Source organism: Mesorhizobium sp. U510, assembly GCF_059180695.1.
In genome coordinates this window covers 41,395-56,261 of record NZ_CP180532.1, presented here as the reverse complement: position 1 = coordinate 56,261, position 14,867 = coordinate 41,395, and the positions used below count along the sequence as shown (strand labels likewise).

Genomic DNA, 14,867 nt, shown 5'->3' with positions numbered 1-14,867 from the left:
CTCTAATCCCGTTCAACCCGGGGCGCAAAACGAAACGATTGATCCATGCATCACGGGAATTCAATCGGCAGTGCGTGCGGTGCGCTTTTGCCAGAGCTTTTTGCCACGCTCAGAGACCGGCCATCCGCCTGATATCGTCCGGCGATGCGCCGGCCTCCCGCAGCTTGGCAAGGCCGGTGTCGCCAAGGCTCTTCGACAGTTTTCGCCCGTCCCGCCCGAGGATGAGCCGATGGTGGAAATAGGCCGGTTGCGGCAGCCCGAGCAATTCCTGCAGCAGGCGCTGCACGCCGGTGGCGGAAAACAGGTCCTGCCCACGCACGACATGGCTGACCCCTTGCAGGGCGTCGTCGACAATGACGGCCAGGTGGTAGCTGGTCGGGATGTCGCGGCGCGCCACGATCACGTCGCCCCAGTCCTGCGGGCGGGCTTCGACCGAGCGCGTCGCCGATAGCGTCTCATCGCTGAATTCGGTCCATGCGAGGTCCCTGCCTACACGTGCAACAGCGGTATCGACATCAAGCCGCCAGGCGAAGGGTTCGTTTTCAGCGATACGCCGTTTGCGTTCTTTCAATGGCAGCGCCTTGTCGGCGGGGGGATAGAGCGGCACGCCATCGGGATCGCGCGGCAAGTCGCGCCCGCGCTTTTCGCTGTCGGCTATGAAGGCCCTGATCTCGCCACGGCTCATGAAGGCGGGGTAGACGAGGTTCTCGCGGATCAGCCGGTCGAGCACCGCCTGATACTCGGCGAAATGCTCGGACTGGCGGCGTACCGGCTCTTCCCAGCCAAGGCCCAGCCATTTCAGGTCGGCAAGCACGCCGGCCTCGAATTGCGGCGTGCAGCGCGTGGTGTCGATGTCCTCGATGCGCAGCAGCAGGCGGCCGTCGCGGGCCTCTGCGAGCGTCTGGTTGAGCAGCGCCGAATAGGCATGGCCGAGATGCAGTTCGCCGTTGGGGCTGGGCGCGAAGCGGAATGTCAGGAGCGTCATGTCTGAGGCGGCAATCGGGTTGTGCTGTGCTTTTGGCGGTTGCTACTTTGCTGCACATTGGTGGGCAAGGATACCATGCAACGAATCGCGACACTGAACGACATTGCCCGCGGGCTCGATGCGCTTTGCATTATCGACCCGCGCCTGGAAAGGGTGCGCGGCATGGCCGGCGAGGTGCCGCTCAGGCTTTCCGAGCCGGGATTCAGGAGCCTGGCGTCGATCATCGTCTCGCAGCAGGTGTCGCGGGCCAGCGCCGATGCGATCTTCGGGCGGCTGACGAAGCTGGTCGATCCGCTGACGCCGCAGGCGATCCTGGCCGCCGGCGAGGACATGTTTCGCGAGGCCGGCCTGTCGCGGCCCAAGCAGCGCGGCCTGATCGCGGTTGCCCAGGCCGTGGCGGACGGGCTCGACCTCCATCACCTCTGTTCGCTGGATGCTCAGGAGGCGATCGCGACGATGACGACGGTGCCTGGCATCGGCCCGTGGACGGCCGAAGTGTACCTTCTATTCGCCGCCGGGCACCCCGACATTTTCCCCGCGCGTGACGTTGCGCTGCAGAGCGCGGTCGGTCACGCGCTCGGCATCGACCCGCGTCCGCCGGAGAAAACACTGATCGCATTGGCCGAATCATGGAGCCCGTGGCGAGGTGTCGCATCGCGGCTTTTCTGGTCCTATTATCGCGAAACCAGGGGGCGGGACGCAGCGCCGCCGTCCTGAATTTACAAAAAAGCATAAAAATCGGGGTTTTTTGACGCCTTGGGCAAGCGACAATCCGCTTCACATCCCTGTCATGTCGGGCTTACAGTATCCGCGCCGTTCGGGTCTAGAACCAAGGAGGTAAACACGTGACGGTTGCCGTATCTCCGGATGGGCTTCCAGCACTGGTGCTGAATGCGGATTACCGTCCGCTCAGCTACTACCCCTTGTCGCTCTGGTCCTGGCAGGACGCCATCAAGGCGGTGTTCCTCGACCGGGTGAACATCGTCGCCGAATATGAGCATGCGGTGTCCTCGCCGACCTTCTCGATGAAGCTGCCGAGCGTGGTCAGCCTGAAGGCCTATGTGAAGCCGTCCAGGCACCCGGCCTTCACCCGCTTCAACGTCTTCCTGCGCGACCGCTTCCAGTGCCAGTATTGCGGCACGCCCGACGACCTCACCTTCGACCACGTCATCCCCCGCCATCGCGGCGGTGCGACGACCTGGGAGAATGTCGTCGCGGCCTGCTCGCCCTGCAATCTGAGGAAGGGCGGCATGATGCCGGCGCATGCCAAGATGTGGCCGCTGCAGAAGCCCTATCAGCCGACCGTGCATGATCTGCACAACAACGGCCGCCTGTTCCCGCCGAACCATCTGCACGAAAGCTGGATGGATTATCTCTACTGGGACGTCGAACTCGAACCTTGAGATCGTTCGAGAATTCGGGAGGCTGGCCGCCTGAAGCGATTGTCTGCGCTTCCGGTACTCACGTACTTTAGTACGCTCCGCTCCGGTTCTCGAAAATCACTTCATCCGACTCAGCCTGCCGAATTCTTGAACGATCTCGCGCCGCGCCAGATCAGTCCTTGGCAAACGCGCCACGGAAGGCGACGGCGGCCAGGATAAGGCTGGCGATGGCGTTCCAGCCGGCCAGGGACAGGCCCAGGATGCGCAGTGCCGCCTTGTCGCAGGAGGGCGGCACGAATTTGTCGAGCGCGTCGAGCACGCCCTTGCCGCCGGTGTCGACCGGGCCGGCGCCCGCCGTGCAATCGGTCGGGCCGGCCCACCACTGCCACTCGACGCCGGAGTGATAGACGCCGAGATAGAGGCCATAGAGCATCAGCAAGCCGCCAATGCCCAGCAGGCCGCGCGTCAGCCAGGCCGGCGCGCGCAGCATCGAGGCGATCACCGCCAGCACCATCAGCGGCGCGCCGATATAATAGGGGGTGCGCTGCTCCAGGCAGAGATGGCAAGGGATGTAGCCGCCAATGTACTGGAAGCCGAGCGCCGAGCCGACGGTCGCGGCCATGGCGACGGCGAGAAACAGGGCGGTCCGCGTCCGCTGGCGTCCGGTGTCGGCATTCATGGTCGCTGTCATGGGGTTTTTGTCCGTTGAGTTCGCCGGCCGTTCGCCTTTTTATCCATGTCGTTGTCCCAAAACCGCGGGGCACTTTTGGGCGACATGGACTAGAACGCGTATTTGACGACGATATAGAGCAAAATCAGGGCAGCGGCCGCGGCGCCAGCGATCAGCCCGAGGCGCTTTTCGATGAATTCGCGGATCGATTCGCCATAGCGGCGCAGCAGCCACGCCAAGAGCAGGAAGCGGGCGCCGCGAGCGACGATGGCCGAGATGATGAAGATCAACAAATTGACGTGCAGGGCGCCCGCAAGGATGGTGACGACCTTGATCGGCGGCAGGTGCGCGAGACCGGAGGTAACGAGCAGCACCAGCATCAGGCCGATGCCAGAATTCTGCCAGCGCTCGAAGGTCTCCAGGCCGCCGAAATGCTCCAGGATCGGACGGGCGATGGTGTCGTAGGCGAAATAGCCGATCATCCAGCCGGCGACGCCGCCCAGCACCGAGGCGACCGTGGCGGTCAGCGCATAGCGATAGGCGCGGTCGGGGCGTGCCAACGCCATCGGCAGATAGAGTACATCGGCCGGCACGAAGAAGAACGAGCTTTCAATGAAGGCGATGATGGCAAGCCACCATTCCGCGGATTTCCGGGCCGCCAGCGACAAGGTCCAGTCGTAAAGTCCACGAAGCATCGGCACTCCTATGCGTGTCGCCCAAACGGTGCGCAGCGGTTTCGGGGCAATGGCATGCACAAAACAAAGACCCAAAGCGCGCCATCCATCCGCTGGGACGCGCCTCGCTTGATGCGCCGCCTGTCTAGAAAGATTTTCCGCGCCGCACAATGGCAGCGCGGTCACGAAATCAAAAGGCGAAGATTGGTCGCATCCCGATGATCTCGAGATTTGGCCAGTTGACGAACAGGCCTCCGACCGTATAGTCCGCGCCCATCCAGGCCACCCGGCCTGAGCCCCTATGGCGGAATTGGTAGACGCGCTCGACTCAAAATCGAGTTCCGCAAGGAGTGCTGGTTCGATCCCGGCTAGGGGCACCACTTCTCATCCGAGATGTCTTGAAAGCCAAGGATTGCAAGGCCCCCAGCCTTCCCCAAGGTGCACTTATAGGTACACGAGGGGTACAAATCGCATGCGCTCTCGCTTCAGCATCCAACTCAGCGCATTTTCGGTGCAAATCCTTTGGTGATAGTTGATGCGGACTGCCGGGCCGGCACGGCCAAGGCTTTGGCCAATGCAGGGAATGCTGGGTGCATCATCCGAGGCGAAATCCGGTCCCGCAGCGCCCGAGAACACGCCATCTGCCGCCCAGCCCCTCTCTACGGCTGATTTTCCTGCGCTCACCAAATCGGTCCACGCCTTTCTACTAATCGGAAGGATCCGTACCCCTCCCACGCAAGTTCCCATATTAAAGGGGCACCCTGTCTAAGCTGCGCCCGAATAACTGTGGCAGGTCAGCTTCGTCGACGCTAAGATCTGAGAAGCCTCAAGGGGGTCCCGTGACGCTAGATGAATTTGAGCGAGAGTTGGTGACTTTGATCGGCAGCCCCACCGAGATGAGGCCATTTGTTTGTGAGGGTTCGCCGCTGGCCTGCGAAGTATTCCTGATCGGCTTCAATCCTGCCACAACAATGACTGCGGATTTCTGGGAGTTTTGGCGATCGGGATACGGTTATGATAAAGCGGCATGGTTTAAGCGGTATCTTGAGGAGCGGGCAGCAAAACCGCTGAAGCCGGGAAAAACCCGGCGGCAGAAAATCAGTGCTACCCGTCGGAACATAGAGTGCTTTGTCGAAGGCGCGACGGGTGTTCGGGTGCTTGAGACGAACATCTACGCCAGAGCCAGCGACGATATGAAAAGCCTGGACCTTTCTAGCCGTGAAATGGCGCCATTCAAGTTCCTACTGGACACTATCAACCCCAAGGTGATCGTGGTCCATGGCAAGCCCGCATTGCAGGCTATTAGGAAGTTCGGGACATCCGCGAAAGTGATTGAGACCGATCACCATTTTTCTCGCCAAACCTCTAAGGCCACTGCCCGTGAATACGGGGCGACGGCTGCTAAAGAAAGCAGGGAGGCCGGCTAAGGAACTGTGTAGTCACCTTCGCGCCACAGCTTGGGTCGACCCTGTGCAACTGTCTGATACGCAATGGGGCAAAGACCGCTTCTGGCCCAAACTTCTCAAAACTTGACCGCATCTTGCCGATCGGCTTCCGATACAGTTCGGACTTCCACGGGGTGTGAAATGGGTGATGATATCTGGAATCGGGCCTTCTACGACGATGGCGAGTGGGTTTCTTGGTCCGACGTAGAAGAACAGCTCCAATACCAGGAGTGGAGAGCAAAATATCCTAATGCGATAAGATCTTTGATTCCTTATTTTGAGAAGTCTCTTGTCTCTAGCAGAAAGCTACCACCTTGACACAGGTCGTCATCTCAATGTGTACGGAGACATTGGGGAACTCTTCGGCGCCATCACCTATGGAATAAAGCTGAACAAAAACTATGCGCAGGGCTCTGATGGTAGGCTTGGCAACGATCACGTTGAGATCAAAACCATCACCCCGTTCAAATCCAAGGACGAGGTTTTTGTGAAGTTAGCAGGTAACTTCAGCAAGCTGCTCGTCGTGAAGATCAATGCGGATTTTGAAGTCTCATCCCGGATGGTCGTTCGCTCGAAGCTTCCCAAAACGGCGAAGCCTTTCCTCAAGATAAGGTGGGTGGATCTGTTCTCAGCCGAATGACGGCTTCGTTCGCATCGCAGTCGTTCGTGCTGGTCGCAGTGGGCGACTGTACACCACCCGACCACGACGTAGAAAACCCAAGGGATATACAATCGAGGCCAATGCGGCGGCCAACAGCGGTCGACAAGGGCAAGCCCGATAAGCCCACGAACGGGTTAAGCTGTGCCGGACGCAGCCGAGGATTTAGGGCGCAGGCGGCTATAGTGCCAGCCTGCGCCCCAGCCAATCCAATCAGAGCGAGTGCTTGTAGCCGATCCCGATGTTCCATTTGTCGCCGGCGAGATCGTTGTAGGGCGCCGAGGTCGTATCGGTCTTCTTCCAGGAATAGCCGACGCTGGCATAGACCGCGTTGGTGGAGTCGATGTTGTAGGTCACGCCGGTGGCCAGTTTGGGCGTTTCCCAGGTGGTGCTGAAGGCGTTGCGGTAGCGGAAGTTGAAGACGTTCCAGGTCCATTGCTTGGACAGCTTCCAATCGCCCGCGAGATAGAGGGCATAGTAGGGAACATTCGCGTTGGCATCGGCATCCTTGATGATGCCAGTATCGTGCCAGGTGTAGCCGAGCCCCAGGCTGGGGGTCAGGGTGAAGGCATCCGTGATCTTGATTTTGTAGCCGAGGCTCGCTTCGGCATAGTACTGCGACTTTCCGCCGGTCTTGAAGGTTGGCTGGATGAAGATCCCGCCGACCAAATTATTGTCGAAATTGTGCGAGACGCTGAGCTTGAAATAGGTGTCGGCAAGCGACCGGGCGGTGTTGCTGCCATTGTCGATGGCGTAGAATTCCGGGTCCCCCTCGATTGCGATCGTCCAGGTCGGCGCTGCCGGTGGTGGGGCTTCGATCAGGTCGGCGGCAAAGGCCGATGTGGCCATGGACAAGCAGACGCCCAATGGGGCGATGATGGTGCGCAAAAGCATGGTCTTTCCTCGAGATGTGGCGGCGCATCGGGGATGGAGCGGCGCGTTGGGATGTGGCGAGGATTAGCTAGGCGCGTGCCATTACAGTTATGTGACGATGTGCCATTCGTGTGGGGCGGCTTTGCCCAGACGGCCATCGGCTGGAAATCGGCGGTGCAGTTTGGCCACACCCGCGAGGCGGGGGGCAACAAATCTTCGATGAGAACGTTTTTCTTGCCTTGGACGAAGCAGGTGCACCAGACGGCTCTGTCGCGCGTCTGCGCGGTCGAGATGGCTATCGCATATTGCCGGTATGGCCCTGCGAATATCTGCCGGGCTGCGGCCAGACCGTCAGGCCATGAGGCTCGACGCCGACCCGGATTTTCGTCACGGCGCCCGAGGTGGTGTCGATCATGTAGACCTCGCTGTCGAAGCGGCCGGACAACCACAATTGCCTGCCGTCGGCGCTGACATTGCCCATGTCGGGGCTGCCACCACCGGGTATGGGCCATTGCGCGACCACCGAACGGGAAGCAAAGTCGATGACCGTCACGCTGCCCGGCCCCTTTGCGCGGCCTTGCTCCATCTTGTGCGAGCCGCGATTTGAAACGTAGAGTTTTGTCCCGTCGCGGCTCACGACAAAGCCGTGCGTTCCGATGCCGGTGGCGATGAAGCCGATCTCGGAAAAGCTGTCTCCGTCGATCAGGAACACGCCGTCGTTCATCATGTCGGCGACATAGAAGACCTTGCCGTCGGGCGAAAGCCGGATGTCCTGCGGCATGCCCATCTTCGACAGAGCGAGGTGGCCGAGCACCTTCTGGTTTTTCAGGTCCACCTTCAACAGTCCGCCATCGCCATATTCGCAGGTGAATATGGCGTAGGCATTGTCGGCGGAAAAATCGGCATGGTTGATGCCGGGGCAGGTCGGCGTCGGTATCGTCGATTTCAGCGCCATGGTCTGCGGATCGCGCAGATCAAGCCGCTGAAAGGCCTCATCGACGACGACGGCCGAACTTCCATCCGGCATGAAGTACATGTTGTAGGGGTCATCGACCGGGATTTCGTGACCCGGCCTGGCGGTCTTGGGATCGATCGGCGTCACGCTGCCCTTGCTGGTGCCGCTGGCGTTGTTGGCGACCCAGAGCGTGCTCAGATCCCAGGACGGAACGACGTGCTGCGGCTTGCGCCCGACAGGGAACCTGTCGACCTCCTTGAGCGTCGCGGGATCGATGACCGATACGCTGTTGGACGAGCGGTTCGGAACATAGACGCGCGGCAGCGCGCCTATCGTGGCCGGGCTCAAATGATCAGAGGTTGTCTGGTCGTAGATATTGACCGGAGAGCCGGCACGCGGCGGCACGCTGCAATCCTCAGGGCATGAACCAGCTGAAGCCGATGCCGGCGACAGGGCAAGCAGCAAAACGAGCAGGGCGCGGGAGCTCGTGAACCGTGGAAATGGCTTGATCATCTGGGCTGCTGTCTTGCGAATTCGCGGATCGCCTCGGTCGTTCCGCTGACGATCAGGTCGACGCCGAGTTGACCGAACTCGGCCGACGATCGTGCGGGGTCGCCGCCATAGACGCCGTCGCCGGCATCGAGCTTCGGAGCCGCCGCGAGGCGGTCCTTGCGCACCATGGAAGGGTCGATGGCGAGCATCAGCGATGTGTCGGCCAATCCAGCATGCGTTCCGATCTCGGACTGCCTCGCGCCGGCCGACAGGAGCTTGTCGACATAGGCGCCCTGGGTGATCTGATAGTATTGCAGCGCCGCAAAGACCCGGACCGGGCTTTTGCTCCATTCGGCATTCAGGCGATCGGCCACATGGCGCTCGTCGGCTTGATAGCCGCCATGGTCGCCGATCAGCACGATGGTCTTGAACCCGTGCAGCTTGAAGCTGCGCGCCGCGGATTCGAGCAATTGCTCGAAAATCTTGTTGCTGATGGTAATCGTTCCGGGAAACCGCATATGGGCGCTCGGCGGGTCGATGGTCCCTTCCGGGACATAGGAGATCACGGGGGCGACCAAGGCGTTGCCGAGTTGACCGGCAATCTTCTCGGCCAGGAACTTGACCCGCACATTGTGCTTGCCCAAGGCCATGGCCGGACCGCTTTGTTCGGTGCCGCCTATCGGGACGATGATTGTCGTCGTCCCAGCGCTGATCCGATCGCGCAGCTCGGTCCAAGTCTGGTCTTCGAGGAAGACCGACGCATTGGCAGCGTTGGCCGCCGAGGCAAGACCCGACAGAGACCAAAGGCCGACGACGATGCCCGCGAGCGTGAAACCGTGCCGTGCGATCAGCCTCTGGGCGATGCTTTGCACCGGACCGGATGTCCGCCGATTTCCTGCAATTAGTCCGGGGGCGGAAGTCTCGGCATGACGCCGGCGGCCGCGAAGATTCGGGATCATGGGCTACCGCCGTCTCAACAGGCTCTTCATGCGGTTGCGCAGCAGGCGGGCCATGTTGCGGGTCTCGCGGTAGAGATGCAGCTGCGAGGCGGCTTGCCGCGCCAGGCGGTCGGCGTCCGGCGTCAGCCCGATCACCAGCGTGCCGATCGGCTTGCGCTCGGCCCACAGCCGGCTCATCACCGGATGATCCGGCACCGCGCAGGAATCGGTCATCATGATGTTGGGATCGTCGAGATGCTGCCTTGTGACCTCGATCATCAGCAGCGTGCCGGGCGAAAAGGCGGCCAGCGTCTCGTCATAGGCCGTCTTCCAGGTATAGGCGACGCCGGCCTCGACGAAGACGATCAGGCAAGCGATGGAGCGGCCGTCGAGCGTCAGCGAATGGATGCGGCACATGTCCTGTTCGGCCAGCCGGTGCACCGCCTCGCGGGCAAAGGCGGCGCGGAAGCGGTCGATCGCCATGGCGGTGCGCTCGCGGCCCTTCCACCCGGAGGCTTCCAGCGTCAGGAAGCCCTCGATGGCGTGGCGGATCTCCTCGGGGCCGCGCGCCACCACATGCTCCAGCCTGCCGAGGTCGGCAAGGCGCCGTTTCAGGCGGCGGAACTCGCGATAATGGTGCGGGCGCAGCGAAGCCTTCAGATAGTCGTCGCCGTCGAGCTCGCTCTCCAGCACGGGGCGCGGGGTCTGGCCGGTCGTGACCAGCGTCAGGCCGCGCGTCTCGGCCACGGTGTCGAGCAGGCTCGCCACGGGACCATCCAGCCTGATGTCGGGCAGCACGAAGACTTTCGGCAGCTTGAGGTGTGGGCGCGACAGCATCGAGAAGAAATCCTCGACGACGCCGACCGGATCGTCGCGGTCGATCAGCGGCGTGCCGAGCGGACCGAACGGGCTCGACCAGGTGCGCATCACCGGCACGCCGAGCGGCACCACCGGGCGTTCCACCGAGATCGGCACCAGCAGGCGCAGCCGGTTGCGGTATTCGTCGCCGTCGCGGATCACCGCCAGGCGCACCTCGCGATCCTCCAGCCGGGGCATGGCCGGCGCCAGGAAGCGCGGGTTGAAGAAGACGTTCGGCTCGATCGTGCGGGCGCACAAATAATCCAGTTCCTCGACCAGGTCGAAGCCGGCGGACGCCGGGTAGATGGCGAGCTTGCGCTCCGGCCGGTTGTTGGCGAGGATTTCGATATGTGCGGGATCGGGATCGCGCGCCAGCCCGGCAAGGCCGGATACCATGGCGCCGGCGGTGCCGCCGCTGGTTTCCTCGAGCAACGGGATGGCGACCATCAGGCGGCTCCTTTGGCAGGCACGAAGATGGCCATGACGATGCCAAGCTTGCGCCAGACCGTGAAAGACAGCGCGCTGGCCTCGAAGATCATGGCGAAGGCGGTGGCCATGGCCGCGCCCCACAGGCCGAAATGCGGGATCAGCACCACGTTGAGGCCGATGTTGAAGGCCAGGGTCATGGCATAGACGGCGGCGCAGATGTTCTGGTTGCCGCTCATGGTGAGCAGGCTTTCGCAAGGACCGACGGCGGCGCGCGCCACGACGCCGAAGACGAGCAGGAACAGCAGCGGATAGCCCGACGTGAATTCGGGGCCGAACAGCACCAGCATGGGTTTGCCCAGCGCCAGCACCAGCAGCGCCATCAGCAGCGAAGGCCAGAAGGTCCAGGACACCGTCTCGCGGGCAAAGGCGGCAAGCCTCGCCGGCTCGCCATGGGTGAACTGCGCATAGCGCTGGGCGACACCGGCCTTGACGGCGAAATAGACGAAATGCACCAGCGCCAGCGTCTTGACCGTGGCGAAATAGACGGCGACGTCGTTGGGATCCATATAGGCGCCGACCATCAGCACGTCGGCATTGGTGAGCAGGAAGAAGAAGCTTTCGACCAGGAAGATCGGCAGCGAGACGATGAACCATTGCGCGAAATGCACCTTCATCGGTCCGGCCGGGATCTGCCTTTCCATGCGGTGCGTGACGCCGATCAACTGGGCGAGGGTGGTGACATAGGTGGCGGCGATCGAGGCGAAGATCGCCGTCCTGGCATCGGCGGCGTAGCCGGCAAGAAGCATCAGCGCCATGAATAGCAGGATCAGCACCGGCCGTATCAGATAGGTCGGCGACAGGGCGAAAAGCGCCCAGCTGTTCGCCCTGGCCTGGCCCTGCAACAGGTCCGACAGCGCGATCATCGGCAGGCAGATGACGCCTAGGATGAACGGGATCACGTAATAGTTTTCGATCCACGGCGCCGACAGCCAGACACCGAGCGCGCCAAGCCCGGCGATGATGGTGGAGGCGATCAGCACGAACAGCCGGCTGGCCACGACAATGCCGCGCAGTTCATCCATCAGGCCGCGCTCGCGGTATTCGGGGATGAAGCGGATGACCGAGGTGTGGAAGCCGAGGCAGGCGAGGTTGCCGACGATGACCATCGTCACCCAGACCAGCACGAAGATGCCGTATTCGAACGAGCCCATCCAGCGCGCCATCAGCACCTGGCTGATGAAGGCGATGACGGCGCTGACGATGCGGATGGAGAAGGCGATGACCGACATGCGGCCGGCCTCGCCACGCTCATCGGCGGTGAACAGCACGGCGTCGATGCGGCCAAGCAACGGCCCGACACGCAGCGCCAAACGCTGCGGCAAGAACCGCCCGGCAGTCGTGGCCGCGGAAAAGCGCACCCCGATCTCTCTCCGTTTTCCGCCTCTTTTTCAGGCGTTGGTGTAGCGGAGACACATTAAGAAACGGTTGGGTGAGCTTCCTTCGCCCCGTTCACGGGGAGAAGGAAAGAGCGCGTCCTTAAGCAAAGGCCCCGTGGCAGTGCTTGTATTTCTTGCCGGAGCCGCAGGGGCAGGCTTCGTTGCGGCCGACCTTGCCCCAGGTCGCCTGATTGTTCGGGTCGCGGTCTTCGGGGGCGACGAGGGCGCTCTGCTCCTGGCGCACCAGGAGGGCTGTCTCGCCGCCTTCGAAATCGTTCTCGCCGGTGGTGCCGTCAATATGCGTGCCGAACATGTCGGGCGCTTCCGGGGGCGGGGCTTCGGCGGCCTGGCGGACCAGTTCGACGCGCATCAGCTGCGCGGTGACGGCCTGGCGCAGATTGCCCAGCATCGCCTGGAACAGTTCGAAGGCCTCGCCCTTGTACTCCTGCAGCGGGTCGCGCTGCGCGTAGCCGCGGAAGCCGACGACCGAGCGCAGATGGTCGAGATTGACGATGTGCTCGCGCCACAGATGGTCGAGCGTCTGCAGCACCACTGAGCGCTCGACATAGTTCATCACTTCGGGGCCGAAGCGCTCGGCGCGCTCCTTGGCGGCGGCATCGGCGGCGGCAGTGATGCGCTCGCGGATGTCGTCCTCGGCGATGCCTTCTTCCTTGGCCCAGTCCTCAACCGGCAGGTCGAGATTGAGGAATTCGGCGACCTCGGCCTTGAGGCCGGCGACATCCCACTGCTCCGCATAGGCGTTTTCGGGGATGGCCTTGGCGACGATCTCGTCGATGACGCCCTCGCGCATCTCGGCAATGGTTTCCGACAGGCCTTCGCCGTCCATCAGCTCGATGCGTTGTTCGAACACCACCTTGCGCTGGTCGTTGGAGACGTCGTCATATTTCAACAGGTTCTTGCGGATGTCGAAGTTGCGCGCCTCGACCTTCTTCTGCGCCTTCTCCAGCGCCTTGTTGATCCAGGGATGGATGATCGCCTCGTCTTCCTTGAGGCCGAGCTTCTGCAGCATGCCGTCCATGCGCTCGGAGCCGAAGATGCGCATCAAATCGTCCTGCAGCGACAGGAAGAATTTCGAACGACCGGGGTCGCCCTGGCGGCCGGAACGGCCGCGCAACTGGTTGTCGATGCGGCGCGATTTATGGCGCTCGGTGGCGAGCACGTAGAGGCCGCCGGCGGCCAGCGCCTTTTCCTTCAGGCGCTCGACGTCGGCGTTGATTTCCTTTTCGCGCGCCTCGCGCTCCGGGCCCTCAGGCATGTCGCCCAGTTCGTCGGCAATGCGCATTTCGGCGTTGCCGCCGAGTTTGATGTCGGTGCCGCGGCCGGCCATGTTGGTGGCGATGGTGATGGCGCCGGGCTTGCCGGCCTGGGCGACGATCGCCGCCTCGCGCTCGTGGTGGCGGGCGTTCAGCACCTCGAAATCCTTGAAACCTTCCTTGCGCAGGCGGTCCGCCAGCTGCTCGGACTTCTCGATCGAGGTGGTGCCGACCAGCGTCGGCTGGCCCTTGGCGCTGGCTTCGCGGATCTCCTTGACGATCGCCTTGTACTTCTCCTCGACCGTCCGGTAGACCTCGTCGTCCTCGTCCTTGCGGATGACCGGCAGATTGGTCGGGATTTCGGTGACTTCGAGCCCGTAGATGTTGCCGAATTCCTCGGCCTCGGTCAGCGCCGTGCCGGTCATGCCGGACAGCTTCTTGTAGAGGCGGAAATAGTTCTGGAAGGTGACGGAGGCGAGCGTCTGGTTCTCCGGCTGGATCGCCACATGCTCCTTGGCTTCCAGCGCCTGGTGCAGGCCTTCCGAATAGCGGCGGCCGGGCATCATGCGGCCGGTGAACTCGTCGATGATGACGATCTCGCCGTTGCGCACGATGTAGTCCTTGTCGCGCTGGAACAGCCGGTGCGCCTTCAGCGCGTTGTTGACATGATGGACGATGGCGACGTTCTCGACGTCATAGAGCGACTCGCCCTTCAGCAGGCCGGCATCGCGCAGCAGGTTCTCCAGCTTCTCGGTGCCTTCCTCGGTGAAGATCGAGGTCTTCTGCTTCTCGTCGATTTCATAATCCTGCGGCTGCAGCTGGATGATGAAGGTGTCGATGGTGTTGTACATTTCCGAGCGGTCCTCGAGCGGACCGGAAATGATCAGCGGCGTGCGCGCCTCGTCGACCAGGATGGAATCGACTTCGTCGACGATCGCGTAATTGTGGCCGCGCTGCACCATCTGGGCGCGCTCGTACTTCATGTTGTCGCGCAGATAGTCGAAGCCGAGCTCGTTGTTGGTGGCGTAGGTGACGTCGGACGCGTAGGCGACGCGGCGCTCCTCGTCGGACAGGCCATGGACGATGACGCCGACCGATAGGCCGAGGAATTTGTAGACGCGGCCCATCCATTCGGAGTCGCGGGTGGCGAGATAGTCGTTGACGGTGACGACATGGACGCCGTTGCCGGCGAGCGCGTTGAGGTAGACCGGCAGTGTCGCGACCAGGGTCTTGCCCTCGCCGGTGCGCATCTCGGCGATGCCGCCATTGTGCAGCACCATGCCGCCGATCAGCTGGACGTCGAAGGGGCGCATGCCGAGCACGCGGCGTGCCGCCTCGCGCGCGGTGGCGAAGGCCGGGACCAGAAGGTCGTCAAGGCTGGCGCCATTGGCGATGTCCTGGCGGAATTTTTGCGTACGCCCCGCGAGTTCGGCGTCGGAGAGCGCTCGCATCTCGTTTTCCATGGCGTTGATCGCCTCGACACGGGGCCGGGTCGATTTGACCCGACGGTCGTTGGAGGAACCGAAAACCTTACGGGCGAGACCGCCGAGACTGACCATCCAATGGTCCTTTCGATAGAATTCTCAATCTTGAGACGGGCGCCGGCCGGCCCCATCAAATCCGCGTGATCGCACCGCCTGAATACGGGCAAACACAAAAAGCGCCCGGAAAACGGTTCTGGACGCAAAGTCGTTGGACAGATAAGAGGGGGCTCAACTGATGTCAACGCCGCGCTGGCCCTGCCGGTCGTGCCAAATTCCGCCACAATCTGGCTGATCTGGAAGCCACCCCTCCTTAC

Annotated in this window: 13 protein-coding genes and 1 tRNA gene; 5 read left to right on the top strand and 9 right to left on the bottom strand. The window is 62.4% G+C overall.

Going from position 1 to position 14,867, the window contains the following annotated elements; translation table 11 throughout:
* Positions 1-109: 109 nt before the first annotated feature.
* Positions 110-985: a tRNA glutamyl-Q(34) synthetase GluQRS gene (gluQRS, locus tag ACLGL5_RS02050; RefSeq protein WP_069090229.1), complete on the bottom strand. Its 876-nt coding sequence runs from the start codon at positions 983-985 to the stop codon at positions 110-112.
* Positions 986-1,060: 75 nt separating this feature from the next.
* On the opposite strand from gluQRS, the gene ACLGL5_RS02045 reads away from it, so the two are divergent.
* Both ACLGL5_RS02045 and ACLGL5_RS02040 read left to right on the top strand, forming a co-directional pair.
* Entirely contained in the window at positions 1,061-1,702 is a 642-nt protein-coding gene (locus ACLGL5_RS02045) for a DNA-3-methyladenine glycosylase family protein (RefSeq protein WP_069090228.1), read from the top strand.
* A gap of 128 nt (positions 1,703-1,830) precedes the next feature.
* Entirely contained in the window at positions 1,831-2,388 is a 558-nt protein-coding gene (locus ACLGL5_RS02040) for an HNH endonuclease (RefSeq protein ID WP_010911702.1), read from the top strand.
* Between the two features lie 151 nt (positions 2,389-2,539).
* Here the strand turns inward: ACLGL5_RS02040 and ACLGL5_RS02035 are convergent, their stop codons facing one another.
* Entirely contained in the window at positions 2,540-3,058 is a 519-nt protein-coding gene (locus ACLGL5_RS02035; RefSeq protein WP_064981001.1) for a disulfide bond formation protein B, read from the bottom strand.
* An 89-nt stretch (positions 3,059-3,147) separates the two neighbouring features.
* Positions 3,148-3,732, bottom strand: coding sequence for a YqaA family protein (locus ACLGL5_RS02030; RefSeq protein ID WP_069090227.1), 585 nt, complete (start codon positions 3,730-3,732; stop codon positions 3,148-3,150).
* A gap of 274 nt (positions 3,733-4,006) precedes the next feature.
* Here ACLGL5_RS02030 and ACLGL5_RS02025 point away from each other — a divergent pair.
* From ACLGL5_RS02025 to ACLGL5_RS02015, 3 genes are all read left to right on the top strand, one after another.
* Positions 4,007-4,091 (top strand) — tRNA-Leu (locus ACLGL5_RS02025).
* A gap of 459 nt (positions 4,092-4,550) precedes the next feature.
* The gene (locus tag ACLGL5_RS02020; protein WP_083246436.1) at positions 4,551-5,138 is read left to right on the top strand and encodes a hypothetical protein; all 588 of its coding nucleotides are present in this window, start codon (positions 4,551-4,553) and stop codon (positions 5,136-5,138) included.
* A 307-nt stretch (positions 5,139-5,445) separates the two neighbouring features.
* On the top strand, positions 5,446-5,796 hold the full coding sequence (locus ACLGL5_RS02015; protein WP_494372857.1) for a hypothetical protein: 351 nt from the start codon (positions 5,446-5,448) through the stop codon (positions 5,794-5,796).
* 231 nt (positions 5,797-6,027) lie between these two features.
* On the opposite strand, the gene ACLGL5_RS02010 is transcribed toward ACLGL5_RS02015, so the two are convergent.
* The 6 genes from ACLGL5_RS02010 to secA form a co-directional block, all read right to left on the bottom strand.
* Positions 6,028-6,708, bottom strand: a complete 681-nt coding sequence (locus ACLGL5_RS02010; protein WP_069090225.1) for a TonB-dependent receptor — start codon at positions 6,706-6,708, stop codon at positions 6,028-6,030.
* Between the two features lie 274 nt (positions 6,709-6,982).
* On the bottom strand, positions 6,983-8,047 hold the full coding sequence (locus ACLGL5_RS02005; RefSeq protein ID WP_245306975.1) for a YncE family protein: 1,065 nt from the start codon (positions 8,045-8,047) through the stop codon (positions 6,983-6,985).
* 104 nt (positions 8,048-8,151) lie between these two features.
* Positions 8,152-9,006: a creatininase family protein gene (locus tag ACLGL5_RS02000; protein WP_245306973.1), complete on the bottom strand. Its 855-nt coding sequence runs from the start codon at positions 9,004-9,006 to the stop codon at positions 8,152-8,154.
* A gap of 90 nt (positions 9,007-9,096) precedes the next feature.
* Entirely contained in the window at positions 9,097-10,377 is a 1,281-nt protein-coding gene (locus ACLGL5_RS01995) for a GNAT family N-acetyltransferase (protein WP_069090223.1), read from the bottom strand.
* Positions 10,377-11,777: a lipopolysaccharide biosynthesis protein gene (locus ACLGL5_RS01990; RefSeq protein WP_038649916.1), complete on the bottom strand. Its 1,401-nt coding sequence runs from the start codon at positions 11,775-11,777 to the stop codon at positions 10,377-10,379. The genes ACLGL5_RS01995 and ACLGL5_RS01990 overlap by 1 nt, the downstream gene beginning before the upstream one ends.
* A 118-nt stretch (positions 11,778-11,895) precedes the next feature.
* Complete coding sequence (gene secA, locus ACLGL5_RS01985; protein ID WP_494372856.1) at positions 11,896-14,628, bottom strand: preprotein translocase subunit SecA; 2,733 nt, start codon at positions 14,626-14,628, stop codon at positions 11,896-11,898.
* Positions 14,629-14,867: the final 239 nt, after the last annotated feature.